Source organism: Litorivivens sp. (assembly GCF_041625495.1).
Taxonomy (GTDB): domain Bacteria; phylum Pseudomonadota; class Gammaproteobacteria; order Pseudomonadales; family Spongiibacteraceae; genus Litorivivens.
In genome coordinates, this window is the sequence record NZ_JBFJTH010000008.1 from 15,324 (window position 1) to 40,273 (window position 24,950).

Here is a 24,950-nt window from a genome sequence, read left to right on the forward strand (position 1 = left end):
AGACGGAGAAGCCGGGCCTGTGCCCGGCTTTTTTTTAGCTCTTCCCTTCGAAACTAATCCCAGTGCCAATCGGCAAACTGTTCCCGCAATCTCAGTTTCATGAATTTTCCGGTGGAGGTTTTGGGAATCTCGTCGACAAATACCACCGCATCAGGAATCCACCAGTTTGCGAATTTCTGGCGCAGGTGGTCCTTTACTGCCGTGTCGGAAATTTCTGCTCCCGGCTTCTTAACCACGGCGGCCAGCGGCCGTTCCATCCACTTGGGGTGGCTCACGGCAATGACGCAGGCCTCGGCTATGTCCGCATGAGCCATAAGTTCGTTTTCCAGGTCGACCGAACTTATCCATTCACCACCGGATTTGATCAGGTCTTTGGTGCGATCCGATATCTGTACATAGCCCAGTGGCGTAATCGCTGCGACATCGCCAGTGCAAAACCAGCCGTCGTCGGTAAAGCTGTCTGCGGCATCGGGCCGGTTGTAGTAGCTATTGGTAATCCAGGGGCCGCGGGCCTGTAATTCGCCCACCGTTTTGCCATCGCAGTCTGCAAGCTCGCCGTCGTCGGTTTGCACGCGCAGTTCCACCAGGGGCAGTGGAATTCCAGCCCGTGCTCGGTAGCGTTTCTGTTCGTCAGTGTCCAGCGCGTCAATTTCAGGGCGCATGGTGGACACGCTGGCAATGGGTGAGGTCTCGGTCATGCCCCACACCGTCTGCAAGGTCATGCCCAGTGATCTGAAGTTTTCGATCAGGGAGGAAGGCGTCGCAGAGCCGCCGACAAACAACCGCAAGTTTTCGCTTAGCGACCAGCGCGTGGGTTCCCGGGTCAGTGATTCGTAAACTCGCATCCAGATAGTGGGCACTCCGGCGGTGAAGTTCACCCCGGTTTGGCTAAACAGGTCGAGTAGACTTTCCGCGTCGAGATGGGGGCCGGGCAGTACCTGGCGCGCACCGACCATGGCGCCAGCGTAGGGTAAGCCCCAAGCTTTGGCATGAAACATGGGCACTACCGGGCAGATCGTGTCGCGAAAAGAAAGATTGCCGGCGTCGGGCAGAGCAAAGCCCATCGCGTGCAATACGGATGAGCGATGGCCGTAAAGTACGCCCTTGGGTTTGCCGGTGGTGCCCGAGGTGTAGCACATGCCGCAGGCCCAGTGCTCATCGATGTCGACAGCTTCCGGCTGTGCATTACCGCTACTCAGAAAGTCTTCATAATCTTCATGCGTGTGCGGCTCACCACCATAGTTGAGCACGATGATACGCTCAAAACTGACCTGATCTTCGAACTCCCGAAACAGTGGCAGTAACATATCGTCAATGATCAGGATGCGATCTTCGGCGTGGTTGGCAATGTAGGCGATATCGTCGCCGTGCAGTCGCAAATTAAGGGTGTGAATCACGGCGCCGATGCTGGGTATCGCAAAGTAGCATTCCAGGTGGGCGTAATGGTTCCACATCAGAGTGGCTACCCGGTCGCCGGGTTTTACGCCGGCTTTTTGGAGCGCACTGGCAAGTTGTCGTGCGCGCCGGGCTACCTCGCCATAGTTGGTTTTGTGCAGCTGTTTGTCGGGGGTGTTGGAGATGATGTCGACATCCGCGAACAGTGATCCGCAGCGATCAAGAATACTGTTCAGGGTGAGCGGCATATTCATCATGGTAGATTGCAGCATGGTTCCCTCTTTTATAGATTGGTTTACTGCAGCAACGCGTTGCAGTTGAGTTCGCCGCGTTCAAAGACGCTGTTTTTCGGGTTGGCCAGAAAAAAATTGACGCTGGCCAGCGTAATATCTGGGCCTATAGGGTCAACAAAATTGCCCTCTGGGTTGCCGCCGGGGTAGTTGTGCGTGAGGCCGTGGATCACCCAGAAATCGATGAGTGGGCAGCCGTTGGCATCTGCGTATCGTTCTATGGTCGTGGGGTAGCTTGCAAAGGCGAAGACGCCGCCGATACAGGGTGAGTTTTGATTGCGAATACAGGTGTCGCCCTCATTGCCCACATTGGCAAACAGGCTTTCATCAAAGCCTACATTGTAGGTTTGGGCTGGCGTGGCGGGTACCGATTGATCGGGTTGACTATTGTCGCTCCAATCGTTGGCACCGAGCCACTGACGCAGTGCATCTTCGCCCATGGCAATGGGCGCAATTTCATCGGCTGTACCGTGAAACAGAATGACCGGCAGGCGTCGGGCATGATTTCCCATCGCCTGATAGGCGGCGCTACCGGTGGGGTCGCCACAGGCCGGGTAACCGCAACCGGCAACCACGGCGATAGCTGCGTACAGTTCCGGGTAGGTGGCCCCCATGGTGCTGGCCATAATTCCACCGGCCGACATTCCGCTGAGGTAAACCCGGTTCGGATCAATACTGATATCAGCGCGCGCCATCACCTCGTGCGTTATACCCGCGATGGTGCCCGGTTCGCCCTCGTCGCGATTTAAGTGCTCGGGGCGAAACCAGTTCCAGCAGTTGATGCCATTGCCGTCATTGAGATGGCCGTTGGTCTGGTCTACGGGCTCTTCTTCGTTGTTGGGATTTTTCTGCTCTGGATAAACCACCACAAAGCCAAAGCGTTCGGCAGCCTCATTCCAGCGGGTGCCAATGGCAGCCTGTTGGGCATTTTGGTTGCATCCATGCAGATAAACCACCAGGGGCGCGTTGGCCCGCAATGAGGCAGGAACGTACACGAAGTAGTCCCGTGATGGCAGGCCGTCCTGTTCAAAACGAAACTGCTTGAAAGACGCAGCTTGCGTGTTGGCTGGGCTGCCACCCGATGAGCTCGACGAGCCATTGCAGGCAGTCAGCGAGAGTAACGCAGTGGCTAGAAGCAGAAGGCGCGCCAGCATGAATCAGACCTCAAAACCGCCAATCAAATTGCGCATAGAGCGTGCGCGGCTGCTCGGCAATTTCAACAAATACGCCGGAGAACAGATCGCCCTGGCGGATACCGGTAGCTTCGTCGCTAAGATTCTCCCCGATGACTTTCAAGCTCCAGCCCTGAGCCGGGTGAGCAATACCAAGGCTGGCCTTATAGCGTTCAAAGCCTTCTTGTAGTTTGCGTTCGTCCAGGTCCACATCGAGCAACTGTTCAGAAAACTGCTCGATGGTAGCGCTGGCGGTGAATTCCAGTCCGGTGTTGGAAATCGGCAGGCGCACTAGACCAGTGAGGGTATTGTTCCACTCCGGCGCGAAAGGAAAGGATTTGCCAGAGGCGTCACCGCAGTTTGGGTCATCGGTTTTGTCCGGAGGGCATTCATTGTCAGTGAAGTTGAGGTATTCCGTTTCGTTGTAGCCGATGGTGCCGATCAGCGTGAACCAATCATTTACCAGCCATTGAATGTCACCTTCAACGCCTTGTGAACGAGCTTCAGCCGCATTTTTCACCAGCGTTACCCCTATGCCGATGGTGGTGCGTTCCGGAGCGCGGCTCAGCACCTGGAAGTCGTCGACATCCATGCGGAAAATGGACAGGTTGGCGTTGAGCGTATTGTCCAGCCAGCTGGTTTTGGCATTGAAGCTCCATTCGGTTGTGAACTCGGGGTAGAAAACCAGTTCATCCTCAACCCCACGGAAAGCAAAAGCGTTGAAGCCGCCGCCTTTTACACCTTCAGCGCGATGCAGGAAAAGACTGATGTTTTCCGTTGGTTGCCAATTGAGCGAGATTTTGTGCTGAAATTGGGTATCTTCCTGTTCGCGGCGAGCCTCAAATTCCTGAATGCCCGCCTGAGGCAATACGATGGCCGGTTGCGACTGGTTGTAGAACTGTTTCCACTCGCCAACCTTCGTCTCGGTGCCATTGCGCATACCCACCTGTGCAGTCCACTCCGGCAGAAAGTGCCATTTGAACTCAGCAAATACAGCCTTGGATTCGGCCTCCTGCTCGAAAGTTTGGGTGAAGTCTTCGACCAGTTGGTCTTCGCCCAGGTTGGGCAGGAGGGAGTAGGCCAGGGCAGAATCGTCAGAGCCTGCGGCTGCAATCAAGCCCAAGTACGATGGAAGATCGAAAATGAAGCGGAAGTAGCTGTCGTTGATTTGTCTGTCCTGATAGAACACGCCGGCGACGAAGTCGCTGCTTCCCAGATCGGCGCCGAATAGGCTCTCGATGCCAAACAGGCCTTCTAACGGTGGAGATATAACGCGGAATTCGCCTGTGGTCGTAGGAGACTTATCGCCGCCGAGGCCGAGCGTTGCCGGGGCTGGGGTAAAGTCGGTATCCAGACTCAGCGATTGCTCCAGCACTGAGTGGCCGCCTACAAACACCAGTCCCCATTCGCTGATGTCGTAGTTCACCTGCAGGTTAAAGGTTTTGATATTGACCGAGCGGCCGTCCTGCTCATCCAGCGACGCGGTGTAGTTGCCTTTTTCAAAGTCGGTATTGGGATCATAGGCGCGCAGGTATTCCTTAACTTCATCCGAGGCGCGGATGATTTCAAAACCGGTGCCCAAATCCGTGAGATCAACATCTTCCCAGGTGAGCTTTACGTCGGCGCCCGCAAGATCCGGAAACTGCAGTTTCAGCCGGTAACCATCGCGGTCGTGTCCGCGGAAATTTTCCTGTGCTTTGGGGTTTACGTCGTCGGTCGTATTTTCGATAAATCCGTCGCGCTCGTCAGTGAAAGCCGCGATGCGAAAATTCACAATGTCTTGAATTAAGGGGCCGCCGAAGCTGGCTTCGTAGCGCTTGCGCTCGAAGTCACCGCGTTGGGCGCTGAAGTTGCCGGTGAACTCGTCGCTGGGGTCGGCGGTAAGTATGTGAATCAGGCCGGCGGTAGTATTTTTGCCGAATGTGGTGCCCTGTGGGCCGCGCAACACTTCCATGCGCTTTAAGTCAAAAGTGGCGGCGAGGAAGTAAGGGATGCGCGTGTAGGGCACGCCGTCAATAGCCAAACCCAGCGGCGGCTCAAACGCCTTGTTGTTGTTATTGAAAGTAAAGCCACGTGCTCGCGGTGCAGCGAAAAAGCCGGCCTGCTCTACAGCAACATTGGGCACGTACAGCAGCGCTTCGCGCAAATCCGTGACACCCTGTTCCACCATGAATTCAGCGGTCATTACTGACATGGAAATCGGCACATCCTGTACCGCCTCATCGCGCTTCTGCGCTGATACAATAATTTCTTCGATCACTCGAGGCTTTTTTCCGCCTGGGGAGGATTCCTGGGCGTTGCCAATCAGTGGCAGCAGGCAGAGACCGCTTAGGGCCAGCCAGAGGGGGGATCTGCGATGACGGTTTATCATGCCCGACTTCTCCTGTTGTTATAGATATTGTTTTAGTTGTGCCGCGTTTTCGGGTCGCTGTTATTCAGGGCGTGCCAACCAGCCGGCAGGCAAAGCGCTGATAGTGGTCGACGATGTCTTCAATGCTTTTTTCGTGCTGTTCCGAGTACCAATTGGCTACCCGTATGCCCATGGCACCAATCGCCGCACCGGCCAGCCAGTGATCGTAGTCGGTGGCAAACGCCCCCTGTTCCTGACCACGCTTCAGAATGTGCATCAGGAGATTTGTCGCCTGCTCGCGCAACTTCAGTGCCGTCGTGACTTCTTCAGCTGACAAGGCGTGCAGCTCGTGATTGACCAGGGTTGCCAACATTGGAAATTCCGCATGGAAACGCACATGGCCGGAGACGTAGGCCTTGAGCTGAGTAAAGGGCTCAGGCTCGGAATCAATCACTGCTTCCTGAACCATTTTGAAATGTTCTTCGTGACCCAGATTGAGCAACTGCGCCAGTAGTTTTTCCTTGGAGGCGTAATGCGCGTAAATCGATGCCGGTTTGAGGTTGCAAGCCTGGGCGATATCGCGAATTGAGGCACCGGCGTAGCCGTGCTCAGCGAACAGCCGCAGTGCAACATTCAGAATGCCGCCCTTCGGGCCGGCAGGAGCCACGTCAGCGGGCAAGGCGGTAGTGGCGCTGGCCAGGCGTCTGACATTGCTGGCGGTATGGGTTTGTACCGGCATACGCATTCCTGAACGATCGTTAGTGTATTTATTGTTCGTTTATCACATTCTAAGAGGATATTTTGTTTTGTCAACGAACGATCGTTAGGCTAATCTATCGTCGTCACGATAACGATAAAAAGGGGTTGTTGATGCCGGACTATCGCACGATCGATATCGAGGTCGATGGCGGACTGCTTCATGTTGGGCTCTGGGGAAACACCGGACCACGCATTCTCTGCTCTCACGGTATTACTGCGAATCACCTGTCATTTCAGGGGCTTGCCGATGCGTTGGGGGATGGGTTTCAGCTGATTGCACCGGATCATCGCGGCCGTGGCGGCAGTGCGGGGATAGCCGGTCCGTGGGGTATGGCCGAACACGCTAGAGATATGGCGGCGCTGCTCGATGCTTTGAATATCGACTCGGTCGATCTGATGCTGGGTCATTCGATGGGCGCCTTTGTCACCGTAGTTAGTCAGGCGGCAATGCCCGAGCGTATACCACGCTACATGCTTGTGGACGGGGGGCTGCCTCTGTTTGATGAGGTGCCGGACGTTACCCCTGAACAGTTAATAGACGCGATTATTGGCCCTGCGATGCAGCGGCTTGATATGCAGTTTGAGAGCGCGGCAGCCTACCTGGACTTCTGGCGAGCGCACCCTGCCTTTGCTCGTGTTGAGGACTGGAGCGATGCGCTGGAAAACTACTTTCTGTTTGACCTAACGGGGAAGGCGCCGCATCTGCACTCGCCGGTAAACAAGACGGCGATAGTCGAAGATACGAACAGCCAGCTGATGAGTGACATCATTCCTGCCTCCATCGAACAGCTAAGCGGTGAAGGTTGGTTTCTGCAAGCGCCGCGCGGCGTTATGGATGATGCGCCACTCTACCCTCTGGCGCGTGTGGAGCGACTGGCTCAGGCTATACCCGGGCTGACGGTCTGCGCTCTTGAAGACGTCAATCACTATACCATTGTGCTTGGTGGCAACGGTGCCAGGCAGATTGCGACCCTCCTGCGCAGCACCCTAAAACCGGGGTCGTAACGGGTATTTTTTAACCACTGCGCGCCTGTCATTAGTGCTCGTGCCATAATGGCTCGCACGCAATACCATGCGAAAGAGGGTGCGCAATGAAGGCTAGAACCTGCCTGAGCCTGATTGTTCTGCTGTTCATCAGTGGCTGCAGTGCTACGCAGTTTTTCTATAACCGTGCCGATTGGTTTATTGAGCGCGCGGTTAAGGATTATGTTGATCTCACTCCGCCGCAAACTAACCAGCTGGAGACGACGGTTGAGCAGTGGCTGACGTGGCATCGGCTGGAAGAAATGCCGAGCTACGTGGATCTGCTCGAGCGTATGCAGGTAGCGCTGGGCAAGGACTTTTCCGAAGAACACTACGATGCGCTGACGCGTGATTTTGAAACTGCCTGGTATCGTGCCCGGGATCGGGCGATTGCCGATGCTGCGCCGTTGCTGGCCGAGTTGTCAGACACTCAGGTTGCAGGTTTATTGCAGCGTCTGACGGAAAAGCACAAAGAGTATTTCGACAAGCACGTGGCGATCACTGATCGCAAGCGGATCAAACAGCGCAATGAGCGTGTTGTCGACCAGCTAGAGCGTTGGCTGGGTTCGGCTACGCCAGCACAGAAAAGTGTCGTAGCCGATTGGGCCGGACGCGCGCCCGACAGTTACCCCATCTGGTTTCGCTTACGCGAGCACCGTCAGCAGGCCTTTGCCGAATTGCTCGCGGCCAGGCAGAAACCAGCGTTTAGTCAGCGCCTGCAGCAGTTGCTGGCTGACGATACCCCTTACCTCGAAGATTGGGAGCAGCGTCAGCTACAGCAGAACCGCGACCTCACAAAAGCCATGCTGCTGACGATAGAGAACAGTCTTACTCAGCAGCAACGTGACCACTTGCTTGCTGAATTGCGTAAAATCGCCGAAGATATCCGCAAATTGTTGGAGCAAAGCTGACTGGTTGGTTCTACGTAGTTAACGTGGCTGTCGGTGAGGTATTGATGTGAATATGCAGGTAGTAGAGACCCTCAAGCGTCCCCCCAATATTTTTGACCACCCGTGGATAATTCGGCTGCTTGAGCGGATTGCATTGCCGCTGCTTAAATGGCGGGGGTGGACTCACCATGTGGAGGCACCCGCCGAGAAAAAATATGTACTGATACTGGCGCCCCATACCAGTAACTGGGATTTTCTGATGATGTTCCCGGTAGGTTTGCTGCTCAAGCGGCGCGTTAAATTCATGATCAAGCACAGTGTCTTTATAGGCCCAGTGGGCTCTGTACTGCGCTGGCTCGGTGGGATTGCGGTGGATCGCAGCAATCGGAATAATTTTGTGCAGCAAATGGTCGATGAGTTCGACCGCGCCGATGAAATGGTGTTGATCATAGCGCCTGAGGGAACGCGCAAGCCCGTACCTCAGTGGAAGCAGGGCTTCTATCATATTGCCCGCGAGGCCGGTGTACCGATCGTGCGCTGCTATCTGGATGCAGGCAGCCGACGGGCAGGTATTTGGGCACCGTTCTATCCTACCGGTAACATAGAGGCGGACATGCGGGCTCTGCGGGCCGACTACGATACGGTTGTACCGCGACACCCGGAAAAGTTTATTCGCCTGGATTCGACTGAAACGCGCAGCTGAAACCCCTTGCGGGGCGGTACAGGCGGGGTATACTCCGCCGCTCGTATCACCTGTGGAAACACGCGGTGTTTCTGAAGCAGATTTCTGAGAAAGGACAGCGGGTTGAACAGCGATTTTCTAGCCAAGGCCAGAGCGCTCGCGGCGGCAGGCCGGGAGTTACACGCACGTGGTTGGGTGCCCGCTACCAGCGGCAATTTTTCTATGCGTCTGGCGAGCGACAGCGTACTGGTGACCGCCTCTGGTCGTCACAAAGGGCGGCTGAACGAACAGGATTTCCTAGCGGTGGATCTGCAGGGGCAGCCGGTCGACGGTGGAAAGCCCTCAGCGGAAACACTGCTTCACACACAGCTGTATGCCAGATTTCCCAAGGTTAACGCAGCGCTGCACTGTCATACCCCTGCCTCTACCGTGCTGTCGATGCATTCGCCCGAGGCTGAGCTGGTATTCGAAGGTTATGAATTGCAAAAGGCCTTTGCCGGTGTTGATACCCATGAGTCGGTGCTGACCATCCCGGTGTTCGACAACACTCAGGATATTGCTGCGCTTGCGAAAAGCGTTGATGCGTATTTCGATCGCCAGCCTGATTGCCCGGCCTATGTCATTCGTGGACACGGCGTATATTGCTGGGCAGACAGTCTGGATGCCTGTCAGCGTGAGCTGGAAGCGTTGGATTTTTTGTTTCACTGTGAGCTTGAATTGCGACGTCTGCGCGGCTGACGTCCGGGAGATCAATCGATGAGTCAACTAAAGGTATTTGCAGATAGTCAGCCGAATAAGGTGGAGCTGCACAGCAATAACCAGCAGGAAATTGCTGCTGTTCTCAAGGCCGTCGGTGTGCGCTTCGAACAGTGGCAGGCTGGCGCTGCGGTGGTGGCCGGAGACAGTCAGGAAAAAGTGCTGGCTGCATACCAAGACGATGTAAAGCGGCTGCTCGATGAAGAGGGCTACCAGACAGTGGATGTGATCAGCCTTAAAGCGGACAACCCGGATAAGGATGTATTGCGCAAAAAATTTCTGTCTGAGCATATTCACACGGAAGATGAAGTGCGCTTTTTTGTCGATGGCAAAGGGCTATTTTCGCTGCATATCGATGACAAGGTCTATGAAGTGTTGTGCGAAAAAGGTGACCTTATCAGCGTGCCGGCCAACACTCGTCACTGGTTTGATATGGGGCCAGAACCACATCTGGTGGCGCTGCGTTTTTTCAATAACCCCGATGGCTGGGTGGCGCATTATTCAGGTAGTGAGATTGCAGACCAGTTTTCGCGGCTGGAAGCCTGATGGTGAAATTCAGCGGTATCGCAGCGGTGGTGACGGATATCGAAGGCACCACCAGTTCGATCTCCTTTGTGCACGACGTGTTATTCCCCTATGCGGCGAAACACCTGCCAGAGTATGTTCGCAAGCATGCAGACGAGCCGGAGGTGCGTGAACAACTCGATGCCGTGGCGCGCGAGGCTGCTCTGTCGCCGAACGATGTTGACGCCTTGGTTGGGCAGTTACTTGGCTGGATTCGGGATGACGTGAAAGCAACGCCGCTGAAAGCGCTGCAGGGGAAAGTCTGGGAGGCGGGGTATCGCAACCGCGATTACCGGGCTCATGTATTTGGCGATGTGGGAGATACGTTGAAGCGCTGGAAGCATGCCGGCCTGAAACTGTTTGTCTATTCTTCCGGCTCTGTACTGGCGCAGAAACTGTTTTTTGAATTCTCGGAAGCTGGCAATCTGCTGCCGTTATTCGATGGCCATTTTGACACCACAACCGGACCCAAGCGTGATAGTCAGAGTTACACGGCTATTGCCGGGGCGACCGGATTCGCTGCTCCGGCTATGCTTTTTCTGTCTGACGTTGTCGCCGAGCTGGACGCTGCCAGCCGGGCCGGTTTCCAGGTTTGTCTACTCGAACGACCGGGCAATGCCGCGGTAGCTGAACATTCCTACCCAGTGGTATCGAGTTTTCACGAGATACAGCTCGCAGAATAAGAAGGCAGTCTAGGCGACTACCGATTGCGGCCTTTTCATTATCAAGCCCGAACTGCAGTGTGTAAGTACGACCTTGCCATCTTGATTGATCAATTCGCTGCGCGAAACCAGAATGCCGAATTCCGGTTTCGACTTTGACTCGCGCTTTGATTCCACCGATCCAACCGCATGCACCGCATCTCCGGGCCGCAAGGGGTAAGGCATACGCCAGTCTTCGATGCCTAACCCGGCCACCATGGCAGGCGGCTCCTGGTCACTTTCGGTGAGTAGTTTCGTCAGTATGGCGTAGCTGTGTACGCTGGTGCCTATCAGTCCGGTGGGATAGCCTCTGGCGGCTTCCTCATCAATATGAAAGGGTTGCGGGTCCCATTGTTTCGCGAAGTCGATCAGTTCGTCTTTGTCGACATAGTACTCGCGAGAGGTATAGCGCGCCCCTAGATCAATATCTTCGTAATACAGCATGTGGTGTCCTAGCGTAGATTGGTTTTTTCTTCGGCCAGAAAGGTCAGCGTTCGCTGTACCGCTTCCGGGTCGGTGTCCATACAGAAGGCGTTAAAATCGTCGACGCCGAGATCTTTCAGCGCTTGTAGTTGGCTGCGCAAGGTCGCTTTGTCGCCAATTAGCGCGAGGTCGACCGGGTGCTCGGCACCCTCCTGGTCCAACATTGCCTTGTAAGAGGGTATGTGACCGTAGATGGCGGTTTTGTCGGCAACCTGGGTTTTGGCGTCCTCAGGCTTGTCGGTCAGTACGATGGGGAAACTCGCAACAACCCGAGGCTGTGGTTTATCTGCCGCCGCAGCTGCGTGCCGGATAAGTGGAATGGTGTGTTGCGCTAGCGTTTTTGGCCCGGTCATCCAGGTGGTGGTGCCTGCCGCGAGTTGCCCCGCGAGCTTTAGCATCGCCGGGCCCAGCGCCGCGACGATAATCGGTACTTCGCCAGCGTCTGCCACTGGCAGTTTGGCGTGTACTCGATACAGATCACCATCGTAATCGCAGCGCTCACGCCTGCACAGAGGCGCCAGCACTTGAAGGTATTCGCGCATTTGCTGAGCGGGCTTTTTATACGACAGGCCGTACATGTCTTCGATAACCAGCTTGTGAGACAGCCCAATGCCAAGATCAAAGCGACCGGCGCTGGCGGCGTTCGCGGTCAGTGCTTGTAACGCAAGCGATGTCGGATGGCGTGGTTGAATTGGTGTAACGGCGGTGCCCAGCCGAATCGACGTGGTTTCGCGTGCGGCCAGTGTTAGCACAGAGATCGCATCAGCGCTGAACACCTGACCCATCCAGGCCTGGTCGAGGCCAATGCTCTGGGCAAAACGAATTTCTTCCAGGTAGTCGTCAATGGTGTAGCGGCCGTTATTTTTCATGCCGCACATAAAGCCGATATTCATGTTCTGACATCTTCCGTGCGCAGTTGGGCATAGTAAAGCAGCTGTGCTTCCTCCATTGCCCATTTGTAATCTGCCTTACCGCTGGGCGAGCGTTTGATGCTCGACACATAGTAAACACGTCGCGGGAGTTTGTAGCGGGCGATATGGCTGGCGCAGGCCGTGTGAAGACTGTCGATGTCAGGGGCACGCGCGCCGCTGTGTAATTGCACCAGTGCGGTGACGCATTGACCGAAACGTTCGTGTGGAGTGGCGACAACGAGACAGTCGAGCACGTCTGGGTGTGCCTTCACCGCCATCTCAACTTCCTCGGCATAAATCTTTTCGCCGCCGGAATTGATGCACTGTGAATCGCGACCGAGCATGGTTATGGTGCCATCACTGTTGTGGCGCGCGCGGTCGCCGGGAATCACATACCGTTTTCCATCTTTAGCCGTTACAAAGGTCTTTGCAGTTTTGGCCTGGTCTTTGTAGTAGGCCAGTGGAATATAGCCGGATTTTGCAAGCAACCCAACGCGCTCATCCCCCGGTGGAATAATGTTGAGCTCGTCGTCGAGCACCACGGTATTGCGTGCTGGGGTTACCCGCGGTCCGCCCGCATTGGTTTCGGCTTTGCCTTTCTCGTGAATGGTGGTTCCGGTAAAGCCGCTTTCTGATGAGCCAATATTGTCGGTAATCACTACGTGCGGAAGTTTTTCTACATAGCGGTCTTTGAGCGTGGGCGAGAACACGGCCGACGTGCTGGCAAAGGCAAAGAGCGTTGAGGTGTTATAGCTGCTGCCGTCGACCTTTCCCTTTTCCAGCGCCATCATGAGAGGTTTGGCCATGGCGTCGCCTGTAACCATCAGAATATGCACGCCCTCGCGCTCCACCTGTTGCCAGACTTCGTGCGGATCGAAATGTTTGCTTGCCAGCAGAATAACCGTGCTGCCCTCGAATAACGCGCGCATTATGGCGCCCTGTGCAGCCCCGTGCATCAAAGGTGCCACTTGCAGTGATTTCATGTGCATTGCGTTTTCAGCCAGGCAGCGGTCTGCCATGGCCTCAGGTGTTGCTATGGGTTCCTGCGTGTACATATCAATGCCACCACATAGAATCATGACTGCATCTTCTTGGCGCCATACAACGCCTTTTGGCATGCCCGTTGTACCGCCAGTGTAAAGAATATAGTGATCATCGCCGCTGCGCGGTGGTAGTGGCTGGTCTTGGGCGTCTCGACGGGCGTCGTAGAAACACACACTGCCTTCCACCTCCGGGAAGCTTTCGCCTTCGTCTGCCCAGTCGATAGAGACAAAGTGTGTTATCAACGGCAGGTGCTGACGAATGCGATTGACGTTCGCCGAAAATGCAACATCGAAGACCAATGCTGTGAGGTCGGCATCGCGTGCGATGTATATCAATTCCTCATCCACGTAACGAAAGTTGATGTTGATTGGCGCCGCACCTATTTTGTAGCAGCCCAACATCGCGGTCACCCATTCGATACTGTTGTAGCCATAAATACCCACGTGGTCGCCCTTGCTGATGCCGCAGCTCAGTAGGTGAGCAGCAAAGCGACTGGAGTCTTCGTCAAGCTGGCGGTAGCTGGCGCGACGATCACCGCACACAAGGGCCTCTCTGTCGGGAATATTGTTCGCGACGCGTTCGAGCAGGTCAGCAAAGTTAAAGTCCATCGATTCAGCTTCCTGTGCAGTCTGAAAGGGTTTGCTTTTCCAATGCGTCGGCAAGCCGACAGAGATGGTGTTGGGTGCCACCAAGGTGCAGCTCTAAATGTTTAGCCCACTGACAATAGCGAAACAGTGGATAGTCCCGGTCTATCCCCATGCCACCGTGAACGTGTTGCGTTGCCTGACTAACGTCGTGCAATACATCGCCACACAAGGCTTTGGCCATCGCGCAGGAAAGCATCGCCCCGGGGTGTTTCTGGTCGACGTCATCAACTGCTTTCAGGGTTAGAATTTCCAGTCGCTCTATCGCGATGTAGCAATCTGCCAAGCGGTGGGCGACGGCCTGGAACGTGGCGATTGCTACCCCAAATTGCTTGCGCTGCCCCGTGTATTGAGCTGCCAGATCGAGCATGGCTTTGGCCACGCCGATGGCGGTTGCGCACTGCAGGGCGAGCAAAAGGTTGTTAATCTGCTGAACCAAATGCGTGGCGTCTTCGCCGTATGCTAGGCAAGCGGCGTGGGCGTTATGGAAGGTTATGTGCGATTGTGGTTCTCCGTGCGTTGCGAGCTGATCTTCTTCGACAACGCCCGCCTGGTCTTTGCGCACGAGCCCCAACCACAGGCCGTGTTCGCAAGAGGCTGTGACCAGCAGTTGTTCTGCGTCGGCGGCATAGGGCACGCAGTCTTTATTGCCATTGAGTTGCCAGCCGTTATCGTTGTGTTCAGCGCGGGTTGCCGGTGCTTCCAATACGTCATTACCCAGCTCGATCATAGCTGGGGTGCATATCACGCGGCCCTGTGTCAGCGCGTTGAGTAAGTCTGAAACGGCGTCTTGTTGTTCGAATGAGGATAGCCCGTGCGCTATGGCGATGCAGTATAGCCACGGCGTATGTGCTGTGTGCTCTCCAATGCTCTGTGCTACAGCAGCGGCGGCGTGTAAATCTAACGCGCTGCCGCCGATTGATTCGGGCAGGGAGATAACGTGCAATCCGCTGTCGACGAATTGTTGCCAGAGCGCGTGATCCCAGGCCTGTGACTGTGAGTCCATTTCACGTAATCGTTCCTGGGTCGAAAAGTCTTTGACTACGCGGTTGCACAGCGTCTGTACATCGTGATGTGTGTCCGGTATGGAAAAGTCCATGCTATCTTCCCCTGGGTAGAAACAGGCCGGCGCCGGCGATGATTTCCCGTTGTATTTCATTGGTGCCGCCACCGAATGTCAGCACAGATCCGACACGGTAGCGGTGTTCGAGCTTTCCTTTGAGTACGGCCCCTGGTGAGCCTCGTTTGAGTGTTGCGGCCTGACCGATGACTTCCATCAGGCGACGATAGGCTTCTACAAAAAACTCACTGCCAAACACCTTGGCGGCAGAGGAATCTGCCATGTCTGGATTGCCTGACTGCATTGACCAGGCTTGCTTCCAGCACATCAGCTTGAGTGTCTCCAGATCTAGCTGAACCCGCGCCAGGCTTTGTTTAACCCACGGCGTGTGGATGATCGGGTTGCCATTGGGGGATTTTGTTGTCGCCGCCCAGGCGCAGACCTCTTCGAACAGGCCGCCAAGCATGCCAGGGTTTACAATCGAGAGGCGTTCTCGATTGAGCTGTCCGGTGATCAGTTTCCAGCCCCCATCAATCTCGCCAACACGATATTTGTCAGGTATGCGAATGTTTTCGTAGTAGGTGGCGTTAGTGCGCATGCCCAGCGTGTGGATGGGGGTAAGCGAGAAGCCGGGCGCGCTGGTAGGGACCAGGAAGATGGTAATGCCTTTATGCTTTTTAATATCGGGATTGTGGTTGGTGCGCGCCGCAAGCCAGACATAATCGGCGAACTGGCCAAGGCTGGTCCACACTTTCTGGCCATTGATAATCCAGTCTTCGCCATCGCGGTCGGCGCGTGTTTTAAGGCTTGCCAAATCGGTGCCGGCATCGGGTTCGGAGTAACCCACGGAAATAATCACCTTGCCCTGCAATATTTTTCTTACCACCGTTTCGCGCAGAAATTCGCTGCCATGTTGCGCAAGCATTGGGCCCACGGTATCGACAGTGAGAAATGGATAGGGAAATCCGGAGTTCATGATTTCTTCGGTAAAGATGTACTGCTCGACGGGGCCAATACCTTGGCCTCCCAGTTCTTTTGGCCAGCCGAGTCCAAGCCAGCCGTCTGCGCCCATTTGCTGCAGTCGTGACTGGAAATGAGGGCCGCCACCTTCCATAAAGTCAGGTTGTGCCATTTCCTGCCGCATGGGCTCATCGAGTAGACCGCGCATGTAGTGACGGATTTTTTCTTTCAGAGCTTGTTGTTCTTCTGTTAATCCGATTCTCATGGCAGAAACGTCCTTAGTTTACTTTCGTCAGTTGGTCTAACTGCTTCTGGCATTTGTCGGAATAGGGCGGCAGCATGCCCGACAGCTTCATCAGGTTGATGGGAGATTGGCGGTAAATTGCGCGGGCGTGACTAAAGGTTCGAAAGCCGTCCTGCCCGTGATAGTGCCCCATGCCCGACGCACCAATGCCACCGAAGGGCAAGTCCTCACAGCTGGCTTGCCCCATCACATCGTTCAGGCAGACACTGCCGCTGATGGTGTTGTCGAGTACAAAGCGCTCTTCGTGTGTGTCATTGCCGAAATAATAAAGTCCGAGGGGGCGCGGGCGGGCGGCGATGTACGTCACGCATTCATCGATATTGTCATAGGTTTTGATGGCCATGACCGGGCCGAAAATCTCTTCGCGCATGATCGCCATATCGTCGCTGACATTGCTGACTAAGGTGAGGGGGATCTTGTGCAGATGTTCGGGTTGCTGTTCCAGATTTTCGTTTGCGGGGTTAATGCTGTGAATGCTCGCGCCTTTTTGTCTGGCGTCTTCAATCAGATTGCGAATGCGTTGATAGTGACGCTGATTAATAACGGAGGTGACGTCGGGATTGTCGATCAAGGTGGGAAACCAGGTGCTGTAGCACTGAGTGACCGCGTTAATAAAGTCCTGAAGCGCTGTTTTGGGCACAAACACATAATCTGGGGCCAGGCAGGCCTGCCCCTGATTGAGTGCCTTACCGGCAAAAATTCGCTCGGCGGCTTTATTGAGATCATAGGAGCGACTGATTACGACCGGCGACTTGCCGCCGAGCTCCAAAGTGCAAGGTGTCAGATTTTTGCTTGCGGCTTCCAGAATATGGCGCCCAATATGGGTGCCGCCAGTAAAAATCAGGTGATCAAAGGGCTGCGCGGCAAACTGCGCGCCTACCGCCGCATCGCCCAACACGACGGCTACCTCCTCGGGTGAAAACTGTTCTTCTATCAGCGTTTTGAGGAGTTGCGCGGTCTCAGGTGTCAGCTCTGAAAGCTTGAGCATGGCGCGGTTGCCGGCAGCCAGTATGCCGGTCAACGGTGACAGCGCCGTATATACGGGAAAGTTCCAGGTGGACAGATTGCCCACGGAGCCTTTGGGTGCATATTCGATGTGGGCCTTAGCGCCAAGTAGACCGAAGGGGAATGGCGGTTTACGCCGCTCCGGGCGCATCCAACGTTTTACATTTTTGATCGCGTGTTTAATGCCATCCATGGATGCAAGCACTTCAGACATTTGTGACTGGTGCAGTGAGCGATTGCCAAAATCCGCACTGACGACTTCTGTAATTTGCCGGCGGTGGCGCCCCACAAGATGATGCAGTCGCTGTAGTCGGTCAATTCGAGTGGCAGCTGTCACGGCGCCTTCTTTGATAAAGGAACGTTTCTGCTGGGTCAGAAGTTCCGAAATATCAGTAGCAGTCATGTTGGGATTTTCCGTGCATGTAGGGTTTTTCGTTGGATGATGTTAGGGGGAGCTTGGCAGCACCAGCGACACCGACGCTGGTGCTGCACGGGAGCTTACCTGCTACCGCTGGTTTCCTATCCGACTGATGTTTCATCGGCATCCCTCGCTATCTGTTCTCGTGCGTTTGTTTTTTTAATGCTGACGAGTTTGAGGTGACAAAAAATTTAGATTGCCATCGTTGAAATATACTACGGTATACAAGAATATAGTTGTATAAAAGATTGGTAATGTGGGTTGTTGCCAAATGGTCGATCAATGTAAGGAGCCGTTGTGAAAGAGATTGCGCCCAATACACCCGTGATTGTCGGGGTCGGTTTTTATCAGAACCCTACAGACGACCCGGCAGCGTGCCCCGAACCTTATGAAATGATGGTAGAAGCTGTTCGTGATGCAGCCAAAGACGCGGGTCGGCCCGACCTTGTTACTGCGATTGAATCCATTTCGGTCGAGCAGGGCATGTGGCAGTACCGCAACCCCGGTAAGCTGATTGCGGAGGCGATTGGCTGTCCCGGAGCGCGGAGCGTGTTGGCAGATTTGGGTGTGTTGCAGTTGACCCCGCTGTTCGACCTGTTTGCTGCGATACAGGCTGGCGAGGTCTCGATGGGCGTGGTGACCGGCGGCGAAGCAAAGTATCGAGACCTGCGGGCAAAGATAACCGGGACCGAAGTGAGTAACTATCAGGAGCCCGAGGATACGCCGCCCCCTGATGTGTATCACCCCACCCCGGACCCCTTTGCCACTCAGGCTGAATCCAATGCTGGCATCATGATGCCTGTAGAGCTTTTTGCGGTCATTGAATCGGCGTTGAGGGCAGAGCAGGGGCTGGATATAGAGTCGCATCGGGATCAGGTGGCAGAGCTCTACAGCGAATTCAGCGAGATTGCGGCAGCTAATCCACACGCCTGGAATCGCGAGCCTGTCGCCGCCAGCGATATTCGCAACCCGGCTGGGAAAAATACGATGCTGGCTTTCCCCTACACCAAGAAGCACAACAGTCAGTGGAACGTTAATCAATCAGTAGCGATTCTGGTGTGCTCGGTGGAGCGCGCGCGGGCGCTCGGCCTGAATGAAAGCCAGTGGATTTATCCGGTATCAGCGGCCCAGTCGCGCCACGTGGTCTGCTTGGCAGAGCAGCGCGCACTGCATACTCATCCGGGTACCGTAGTCGCAGGCCAGCGTGCCTACGAATTGGCCGGCATTTCGGCAGATAACATAGTCGCCGCCGATCTCTACAGTTGTTTCCCCTCAGCGGTGCAATCCTTTGCCCGGGATTTGAAGCTTAAGCGCAATATTCCCTGGACAGTAACTGGTTCGATGGCTTTTGCCGGTGGCCCTTATAATCATGGTGCACTCGATGGTGTTGCCAGAATGGTTGAAGTGTTGCGGGAAAAAGCCGAAAGAGATGCGGCACCTGGCTACGGGCTAACATCTAATTTAAGCGGCATATTCGGTAAACAGGCGGTAGCTATCTTTGCCAACAAACCGGGACCTGAGGGCTACCGATACGAAGATGTTACTGACAGTGTTGCAGCAATTGATAAGCCCGTACCGTCGATTACCGAGTATGACGGTCCTGCTAGAGTGCTGGGATATACCGTGGTATTTCACAAGGACACGATTACCCACGGCTTCGTGTACGGTGAAACGCCAGACGGCAAACGGGTCGTTGCTCGCTCCGACAACCAAGAAGCACTGAAAGTGATGACTCAGAAAGAATGGGTGGGGGAAACGGTCACTATCTCTGACGGCAAGCTGTTTTCCATCGAATCGGCAGCATCGGTTGTTAATCAATAATAATAGGAGAAAGTCATGAGTCAGGAACTGGATATCAGTACCCCGAACTGTACGATTGAAAAGAAAGGGCACGTGCTGGTAGTAACGCTGAATCGTCCGGAAGCAAAGAATGCACTTAGCGGGCAAATGATTGTGGGTATGTACCGTGCCTGGCGCCGCCTGGACGAAGACAAGGATCTCTACTGCGCCGTGCTGACAGGCAAGGGCGACACCTTCTGTGCGGGTATGGATCTGAAAACCGGCACCGAAGGTGGCGCGGATGCCGACGAAATCAACGCGATGATGAAAGACATTCCTGATCTGCATTGGCAAGCTTTGTTGCGACATAACCGGCCGACGAAACCGGTGATTCTTGCGGTAGAAGGCTATGCGTTGGCAGGGGGTACCGAGATTCTGCAGGGTACGGAAATCCGGGTCGCTGCTGAAGATGCGGTCTTTGGCGTTACTGAATGCAAACGCGGCCTGTTTCCTCTGGGGGGTTCCACGATTCGCCTGCGGCGTCAGATTCCCTATTGCCTGGCCATGGAAATATTATTGTTGGGCCGCCATGTATCAGCGCAGGAAGCGCTCGATTGGGGCTTGATAAACCGGATCGTTCCCAAAGGACAGGCATTGGCTGAAGCCATGAAAGTGGCTGAAGAGCTTTGTGAGAATGCGCCCTTGTCAGTACAAGCCATTCTTAAATCAGTAAGGGAAAACGATGAAAGTATGCCGGAACGCGATGCGCTGGCAAAAGAAGAACAACTGGGTTGGGGGATTTTTGCCACCAAGGATGCAAAAGAAGGCATGAAAGCATTCAAGGAAAAACGAAAGCCTGCCTTTATAGGTGAGTAATCAGGCGATGGGTCGAGCACTCGCAACAGATATGAATCAGATGAGGCAGTTATGGCCGCAACCCCGGTAACCAATTACGACGATTATATTCACGAGCCCAATAACCAGGATCTGTCTGGCATTCCGGGCGACGAAGGCCTTCCATTGATCGGGCATACACTGCAGTTCTACAAAGACCCCTTTGAGTGGTCGCAGAAGCAGTATGCTAAATACGGCCCAGTATGCAGAGTAAATTTGCCTAGTGGGAAGGGTATTGTTGCGCTGGGCCCAGACCTGATGCAACGCATCTACCTTGATCCCGACCGCGAGTTTTCCTCAAAGATGGGTTTTATGGACCGGGTGGCTAAGTTCTTCCCCGGCAGCCTGATTATGGAGGATTTCGAACACCACAAAGCGCAGCGCCGGATTTTCCAAACAGCGTTTAAAAGCGATGCATTGAAGAACTACACCCGCGATATCAATGCGATTTATCAGCGGGCCCTGACGGAGTGGGAAAGTCACACAGGACAGACTGTGCCCTTCTTCTTTTTGATAAAAAATCTTCTGCTGGAAGTGGCGGCGGAGATATTTATCGGTGAGTCGGAGCGGGGAGAACGGGTAGAGCGACTCAATCAGGCGTTTATCGATGCGCTTAACGGCATGATGTACCTGGTGCCCTACCGCTTGCCTGGAACAGTGCTGGATAAGGGGTTAAAGGGCAGTGAATATCTGCAGCAGTTTGTGGCAAGCCTGATTGACGACAGGCGCGTGGGTAACCGGCGCGATATGTTGAGTCTGATCTGCAGAGAAAAAGATGAGGATGGTAATTATTTTAGCGATGAAGCCATCGTCAATCAGATTATCTTTCTGCTGTTTGCGGCGCACGATACCACCACGGCTGCCATCACGCACACGATGTACTACCTCGCCCGCAATCCAGACGTAAAAGAAAAGCTGTATCGCGAGTGTTTATCAGTTGGCAAGCCGACACTGGACTACGAAGACCTTGCTAGTGTGCCCTATATGGAACAGGTGTTCTTCGAAGTACAGCGTGTGCGCACGTCAACGCCGTTGGTGCCCAGGCGAACTATCCGTGATGTTGAACTTGCCGGAATAAAGGTGCCGGCGCACACAATGGTGTACACGGTGCCCCGGTTTACGCATTTTATGGATGAGTACTGGACTGAGCCACACCGCTTTGATCCGGATCGTTTTTCTCCCGAGCGGGCAGAGCACAAGCAGCATCCCTTTGTCTTTCATCCCTTTGGTGGCGGCGCACATAAGTGTATTGGCATGCACTTTTCGCAGATGGAGTACAAGTGCTTTCTCTACCAGTTCTTGTTGAAATATGATTTTTTTGCAAAACACACTAAAGAACCTTTTATGCAGACCTTGCCTTTGCCGAAGCCGACTGATGACATGCCGGTAGAACTGTTAATACGATAGCTAGAGGTCTTATTTTGTTAAACAAGCTGAAAGCGCAATTGTTTCGTGGTGGTTTCAAAATTGCGAACAATCTACTGTGGCGCGGTCGCAATCGTTCGGTTGTAACCCATGATTATGTCCTTGCTGGTGGTCAGGTATCTGTTCGGTGCTATACGCCGGATACGGAGGCGCCGCGCCCTGTAATGCTCTATTTCCACGGCGGCGGCTTCGTAATTGGCGATGTTGCCTCCTATGACGGCTTCTGCCGCGACTTGTGTCAACGGGCGCAGATAGCGGTCGTGTCGGTGGATTATCGACGTGCGCCGGAATCGTTGTTTCCTGCCGCCGTAGATGACTGCATGGTTGCATTGGACTGGCTTGTGTCACAAACGCAGGTTCATGGTCTGTCATTGGAGCGTGTTTATATCGGCGGCGACAGCGCCGGTGGAAATCTGGCAGCGGTGACCACGCTGGAAGCACGAGAACGATATCCCGGCCTGTTAAAGGGCCAGCTGCTAATCTACCCAGTGACGGATCATTACCAGTCAGGGTTTGCTTCCTACAAGGAATGCGGGAAAGGTTACCTGCTGACTGAAAAGCAGATGATCTGGTTTTGGGATACGTATCTGGGGCGCTCGGAGAAAGAAGCGTTTGTTGATCCCCGGGCCACACCGCTGCGGCGCGACGACCTCGGGGGGCAACCGGTTACGTTATTGATAACCGCCGAACTGGATCCGTTGCGCGACGAGGGGCGGGCTTACGTTGAGAAACTACAGACGGCAAGCGTTGCTGTGTCGCACGCAGAATACGAAGGCTGCCAGCACGGGTTTATCGGCATCATGGGCCCCACAAAAGATCATAACCGGGCGATGGAGGATATTGTCGCCTGGTTGCGTCATCTGGAGTTATGACGCGCTCCGCGACTGAACCCTTTCCATTCGCCGGTGCAAATCTGCGCTACCAGCGACGCCTCGCCTGCGGCTTGATTCCATTACTCAATATGCTCAGTGATCGCGGGGTTGATATTGATGCAGTGCTTGCCCCCGTGAATATCCGGCGGTTTGAGTTGTTCGACCCCGCATTCACAATCAGTCGAGACGATGAGTTTCGGATTGTTGAGGCGGCGCTGCGGTATCTGAGAGAGCCAGCGCCGAGTCTGGCGTTGGCGCATTACTATCACCTGCACAATTTTCTAATGCTTGGTCTGGCGATGCGAGCCTGCGCCACCTTGGGTGATGTATTTGAGCTGATTATGCGTTATCCACGATTGGTCTGGGGTGTCTGTGAAACCCGGGGGACAATGCAGGGTGATTTAATTCGGTTCGATCTCCAGGCAGGCAATAGCCCTGTCGAACGCTTTTTGCTGGAGCGCGACATGGCGTGCATGAAAACGCTGTTTGGCGAGGCCCTCGGCGCCAGCTTTATTATAGAACGTGTGGGCTTTTCCCATGACATTAAAGAATCGTTTGCGCTTTATGAGCACTTTTTTGGTTGTGAGGTACTGTCCGGGCATGAAAATGCATTCCTTGCATTCAAGGCCAGTGAGCTGGCGCGACCACTGCCCACAGCTGACCCGCTGGCGTTGGAATTTTACGAAGCGCAATGCGCGCGGCAGGCCGCGGAAATGGATGCTCCATTCCGATATGCCTGCGTTGTTCGCGATCGACTATTAATCCAGACCCCCATTCCAGACTTGCAGGCACTTTCGTCTGATCTGGGTGTTGATGGTCGCACGCTGCAGCGGTACCTCAAGCGCGAGCAGGTGACATTCAGTGAAATACTGCGCGACGTGCGTGCCAAACGTGCCAGAGACAGACTGAGCTATTCAGCTGCGGCGATCGAGGAGATTGCGTTGGAGCTTGGCTTTAACGATGGGGTTGCGTTCTCCCACGCCTTTAAAACGTGGGAGGGAGTATCGCCTCAGCAGTGGCGTAAGGGTCAGGATTCAGCCAGGGAATAGGTCTCTGTGTCGTTCTGCGCTTGCACCGACACGTGTTCAAAATCGTCGAGATTGCAGGTTTTCATCATGCGGGTCCAGGCCTTCCAGCTATCGGGCCAGGTGAGTGGATCGCCATCGGCATCAAGGTACCAGCTCTGACAGCCGCTGGCCCATATGGTATGGGACAGTTTGCCTTTCAGCTTAGCGTACCAGGAATCCAGCGCGGAGCGTTTTACTTCAACGGTTTCCAGAGCGCCACTCTGCCACGCATTGATTAGTTGTATCGCATAATCGGCCTGCTTTTCGCTGATGGCTATCACCGAGTAGTTACCAACTGGACTGTTGGGTCCGAGGGTTAGAAAGAAGTTCGGGAAGCCAGGAAGGCACATGGAACGGTATGCCACCATTTTTTTGCGCCAGACATCGTTGATGGTGATGCCGTCCCGGCCTTCTAGTGAGATGGGGCGCATAAAGGCGGTGGAGTCGAATCCGGTCGCCATGACGAGGATATCCAGCTCGTGGTGTTGGCCGTCAGCGGTCACAATCCCATTGGGTACTACCTTCGCTATTTTCTCTGTGACGAGGTGAGCATTAGGTTTTTGCATCGCATCGTAAAAGCGTCCATTCATCACAACCCGTTTACAGCCGAACGTATAGTCGGGCGTTAGCTTTTTACGGAGCTCAGGGTTTTTGACTTTCTGTTTCAAGTGGCGGACCGCATTCCATGCAAACAGCTTGTGCATTGTGCGGTAAAACAGTGACTGGCTGGTCAGCGCTGTCGTGCCTTGTTCGAAAACATAGAGAGACAGGTTTTTTACGCGTTCTATGCGAGAGGGCTTAGCGCGAAACTTGGCCTTGTCGCTTTCGCTGTAGGGCTTGTTATCAGTGTGTACGATCCATTGTGCGGTGCGTTGGAAGACCGAAACCTGAGTATTCTCGGTATCTATGAGTTCAGGAATAATTTGTGTGGCACTGGAACCGGTGCCTATCACGCCAATCTTTTTTCTTTTGAGTTCAACCGAGTGATCCCAACGCGCGGAATGCATTTTGGGGCCGGCGAAATTTTCGAGTCCAGGTATCTCTGGGTATTTTGGACGGTGCAGAAAACCCGTGGCTGAAAACAGAAAGTCTGCCTCGAAGTGGGTGTCGTTGGCGGTTTCGACCTGCCAGCGACCGCGTTCGTAGTGGCAGCGAGTTACCTCTTCGTTGAAGTATGTGTGCTCGGCTAACGCATAGCGGTCAAACACCGATTGGAAGTAGGCACATATCTCGTGTCCCGGCGCGAAAAAGCTGCTCCAGTCCGGGTTGGGGGCAAAACTGTAGGTGTAAGCATGTGATGGTACATCACAGGCTACACCGGGGTACGTATTTTCGCGCCAGGTGCCACCAACTGAGCCGGCTTTTTCAAGTAGCGTTATATTGTTGATGCCGGCGAGCTTGAGCTTTATCGCCAGACCAATGCCGGTCATGCCGGCACCGATTATCACCACAGAAGGGTTTTGCCGTTGTGTGTTCATGTGTGGCACCTTGTATCCTGATCT

General features: G+C 54.5%; 21 protein-coding genes and 1 pseudogene. 11 read left to right on the plus strand and 11 right to left on the minus strand.

The genetic code is table 11. The features are described 5' to 3' along the window. Positions 1–53 precede the first annotated feature (53 nt). From ABYP39_RS01750 to ABYP39_RS01765, 4 genes are all read right to left on the minus strand, one after another. On the minus strand, positions 54–1,667 hold the full coding sequence (locus tag ABYP39_RS01750; RefSeq protein ID WP_372780876.1) for a long-chain fatty acid--CoA ligase: 1,614 nt from the start codon (positions 1,665–1,667) through the stop codon (positions 54–56). Positions 1,668–1,690: 23 nt separating this feature from the next. Then, positions 1,691–2,839: a PHB depolymerase family esterase gene (locus ABYP39_RS01755; RefSeq protein WP_372780877.1), complete on the minus strand. Its 1,149-nt coding sequence runs from the start codon at positions 2,837–2,839 to the stop codon at positions 1,691–1,693. 10 nt (positions 2,840–2,849) lie between these two features. Beyond that, on the minus strand, positions 2,850–5,228 hold the full coding sequence (locus tag ABYP39_RS01760; protein ID WP_372780878.1) for a TonB-dependent receptor: 2,379 nt from the start codon (positions 5,226–5,228) through the stop codon (positions 2,850–2,852). A 64-nt stretch (positions 5,229–5,292) separates the two neighbouring features. After that, the gene (locus ABYP39_RS01765) at positions 5,293–5,946 is read right to left on the minus strand and encodes a TetR/AcrR family transcriptional regulator (RefSeq protein ID WP_372780879.1); all 654 of its coding nucleotides are present in this window, start codon (positions 5,944–5,946) and stop codon (positions 5,293–5,295) included. Positions 5,947–6,077: 131 nt separating this feature from the next. Between ABYP39_RS01765 and ABYP39_RS01770 the strand changes: the two genes are divergently transcribed. The 6 genes from ABYP39_RS01770 (at position 6,078) to mtnC (ending at position 10,564) form a co-directional block, all read left to right on the plus strand. After that, on the plus strand, positions 6,078–6,971 hold the full coding sequence (locus ABYP39_RS01770; protein WP_372780880.1) for an alpha/beta fold hydrolase: 894 nt from the start codon (positions 6,078–6,080) through the stop codon (positions 6,969–6,971). An 86-nt stretch (positions 6,972–7,057) separates the two neighbouring features. Next, positions 7,058–7,900 (plus strand): DUF6279 family lipoprotein, encoded by an 843-nt coding sequence (locus tag ABYP39_RS01775; protein WP_372780881.1) that lies wholly within the window; start codon positions 7,058–7,060, stop codon positions 7,898–7,900. Positions 7,901–7,952: 52 nt separating this feature from the next. After that, positions 7,953–8,582, plus strand: a complete 630-nt coding sequence (locus tag ABYP39_RS01780; protein WP_372748769.1) for a lysophospholipid acyltransferase family protein — start codon at positions 7,953–7,955, stop codon at positions 8,580–8,582. A gap of 102 nt (positions 8,583–8,684) precedes the next feature. After that, positions 8,685–9,299 (plus strand): methylthioribulose 1-phosphate dehydratase, encoded by a 615-nt coding sequence (locus ABYP39_RS01785; RefSeq protein WP_372748764.1) that lies wholly within the window; start codon positions 8,685–8,687, stop codon positions 9,297–9,299. Positions 9,300–9,317: 18 nt separating this feature from the next. Next, complete coding sequence (locus ABYP39_RS01790) at positions 9,318–9,863, plus strand: acireductone dioxygenase (protein ID WP_372748763.1); 546 nt, start codon at positions 9,318–9,320, stop codon at positions 9,861–9,863. Then, complete coding sequence (gene mtnC / locus ABYP39_RS01795; protein ID WP_372780882.1) at positions 9,863–10,564, plus strand: acireductone synthase; 702 nt, start codon at positions 9,863–9,865, stop codon at positions 10,562–10,564. The genes ABYP39_RS01790 and mtnC overlap by 1 nt, the downstream gene beginning before the upstream one ends. Before the next feature lie 9 nt (positions 10,565–10,573). Here mtnC and ABYP39_RS01800 read toward each other — a convergent pair whose 3' ends face one another. The 6 genes and pseudogenes from ABYP39_RS01800 to ABYP39_RS01825 all read right to left on the minus strand — a co-directional run. After that, positions 10,574–11,026: a MaoC/PaaZ C-terminal domain-containing protein gene (locus ABYP39_RS01800; RefSeq protein WP_372780883.1), complete on the minus strand. Its 453-nt coding sequence runs from the start codon at positions 11,024–11,026 to the stop codon at positions 10,574–10,576. Positions 11,027–11,034: 8 nt separating this feature from the next. Further along, positions 11,035–11,958 carry a TIGR03564 family F420-dependent LLM class oxidoreductase gene (locus ABYP39_RS01805; protein ID WP_372780884.1) on the minus strand — a complete coding sequence of 308 codons (924 nt, stop codon included), beginning with the start codon at positions 11,956–11,958 and terminating at the stop codon, positions 11,035–11,037. Further along, on the minus strand, positions 11,955–13,709 hold the full coding sequence (locus ABYP39_RS01810; RefSeq protein WP_372780885.1) for an acyl-CoA synthetase: 1,755 nt from the start codon (positions 13,707–13,709) through the stop codon (positions 11,955–11,957). Before ABYP39_RS01810 ends, ABYP39_RS01805 begins: the two co-directional genes overlap by 4 nt. Beyond that, on the minus strand, positions 13,633–14,763 hold the full coding sequence (locus ABYP39_RS01815) for an acyl-CoA dehydrogenase family protein (RefSeq protein WP_372780886.1): 1,131 nt from the start codon (positions 14,761–14,763) through the stop codon (positions 13,633–13,635). Before ABYP39_RS01815 ends, ABYP39_RS01810 begins: the two co-directional genes overlap by 77 nt. Position 14,764: 1 nt before the next feature. Continuing rightward, positions 14,765–15,949, minus strand: coding sequence for an acyl-CoA dehydrogenase family protein (locus ABYP39_RS01820; RefSeq protein ID WP_372780887.1), 1,185 nt, complete (start codon positions 15,947–15,949; stop codon positions 14,765–14,767). A gap of 13 nt (positions 15,950–15,962) precedes the next feature. Then, positions 15,963–17,423: pseudogene (locus ABYP39_RS01825) on the minus strand (coniferyl aldehyde dehydrogenase); the annotation flags it as partial. 285 nt (positions 17,424–17,708) lie between these two features. On the opposite strand from ABYP39_RS01825, the gene ABYP39_RS01830 reads away from it, so the two are divergent. The 5 genes from ABYP39_RS01830 to ABYP39_RS01850 are packed head-to-tail and all read left to right on the plus strand — an operon-like array spanning position 17,709 to position 23,430. Beyond that, positions 17,709–19,232: a hypothetical protein gene (locus ABYP39_RS01830; protein ID WP_372780888.1), complete on the plus strand. Its 1,524-nt coding sequence runs from the start codon at positions 17,709–17,711 to the stop codon at positions 19,230–19,232. Between the two features lie 15 nt (positions 19,233–19,247). Then, positions 19,248–20,066, plus strand: a complete 819-nt coding sequence (locus tag ABYP39_RS01835; RefSeq protein ID WP_372749976.1) for a crotonase/enoyl-CoA hydratase family protein — start codon at positions 19,248–19,250, stop codon at positions 20,064–20,066. 51 nt (positions 20,067–20,117) lie between these two features. Then, a complete protein-coding gene (locus ABYP39_RS01840; RefSeq protein ID WP_372780889.1) occupies positions 20,118–21,491 on the plus strand; it encodes a cytochrome P450 in 1,374 nt (457 codons plus the stop codon). 14 nt (positions 21,492–21,505) lie between these two features. After that, positions 21,506–22,381, plus strand: a complete 876-nt coding sequence (locus ABYP39_RS01845; protein WP_372780890.1) for an alpha/beta hydrolase — start codon at positions 21,506–21,508, stop codon at positions 22,379–22,381. Continuing rightward, entirely contained in the window at positions 22,378–23,430 is a 1,053-nt protein-coding gene (locus ABYP39_RS01850; RefSeq protein ID WP_372780891.1) for an AraC family transcriptional regulator ligand-binding domain-containing protein, read from the plus strand. Before ABYP39_RS01845 ends, ABYP39_RS01850 begins: the two co-directional genes overlap by 4 nt. Here ABYP39_RS01850 and ABYP39_RS01855 read toward each other — a convergent pair. Next, complete coding sequence (locus ABYP39_RS01855; protein ID WP_372780892.1) at positions 23,409–24,926, minus strand: flavin-containing monooxygenase; 1,518 nt, start codon at positions 24,924–24,926, stop codon at positions 23,409–23,411. The two genes, ABYP39_RS01850 and ABYP39_RS01855, sit on opposite strands and share 22 nt — an antisense overlap. Positions 24,927–24,950: the final 24 nt, after the last annotated feature.

Bases quoted from the DNA above. Each gene is read 5' to 3' on its own strand.
- ABYP39_RS01750 (WP_372780876.1), bottom strand. From the start codon at position 1,667: ATGCTGCAATCTACCATGATGAATATGCCGCTCACCCTGAACAGTATT.
- ABYP39_RS01775 (WP_372780881.1), top strand. From the start codon at position 7,058: ATGAAGGCTAGAACCTGCCTGAGCCTGATTGTTCTGCTGTTCATCAGT.
- ABYP39_RS01805 (WP_372780884.1), bottom strand. From the start codon at position 11,958: ATGAATATCGGCTTTATGTGCGGCATGAAAAATAACGGCCGCTACACC.
- ABYP39_RS01780 (WP_372748769.1), top strand. From the start codon at position 7,953: ATGCAGGTAGTAGAGACCCTCAAGCGTCCCCCCAATATTTTTGACCAC.
- ABYP39_RS01790 (WP_372748763.1), top strand. From the start codon at position 9,318: ATGAGTCAACTAAAGGTATTTGCAGATAGTCAGCCGAATAAGGTGGAG.
- mtnC (WP_372780882.1), top strand. From the start codon at position 9,863: ATGGTGAAATTCAGCGGTATCGCAGCGGTGGTGACGGATATCGAAGGC.
- ABYP39_RS01765 (WP_372780879.1), bottom strand. From the start codon at position 5,946: ATGCCGGTACAAACCCATACCGCCAGCAATGTCAGACGCCTGGCCAGC.
- ABYP39_RS01800 (WP_372780883.1), bottom strand. From the start codon at position 11,026: ATGCTGTATTACGAAGATATTGATCTAGGGGCGCGCTATACCTCTCGC.
- ABYP39_RS01815 (WP_372780886.1), bottom strand. From the start codon at position 14,763: ATGGACTTTTCCATACCGGACACACATCACGATGTACAGACGCTGTGC.
- ABYP39_RS01850 (WP_372780891.1), top strand. From the start codon at position 22,378: ATGACGCGCTCCGCGACTGAACCCTTTCCATTCGCCGGTGCAAATCTG.
- ABYP39_RS01835 (WP_372749976.1), top strand. From the start codon at position 19,248: ATGAGTCAGGAACTGGATATCAGTACCCCGAACTGTACGATTGAAAAG.
- ABYP39_RS01755 (WP_372780877.1), bottom strand. From the start codon at position 2,839: ATGCTGGCGCGCCTTCTGCTTCTAGCCACTGCGTTACTCTCGCTGACT.
- ABYP39_RS01840 (WP_372780889.1), top strand. From the start codon at position 20,118: ATGGCCGCAACCCCGGTAACCAATTACGACGATTATATTCACGAGCCC.
- ABYP39_RS01770 (WP_372780880.1), top strand. From the start codon at position 6,078: ATGCCGGACTATCGCACGATCGATATCGAGGTCGATGGCGGACTGCTT.
- ABYP39_RS01820 (WP_372780887.1), bottom strand. From the start codon at position 15,949: ATGAGAATCGGATTAACAGAAGAACAACAAGCTCTGAAAGAAAAAATC.
- ABYP39_RS01855 (WP_372780892.1), bottom strand. From the start codon at position 24,926: ATGAACACACAACGGCAAAACCCTTCTGTGGTGATAATCGGTGCCGGC.
- ABYP39_RS01760 (WP_372780878.1), bottom strand. From the start codon at position 5,228: ATGATAAACCGTCATCGCAGATCCCCCCTCTGGCTGGCCCTAAGCGGT.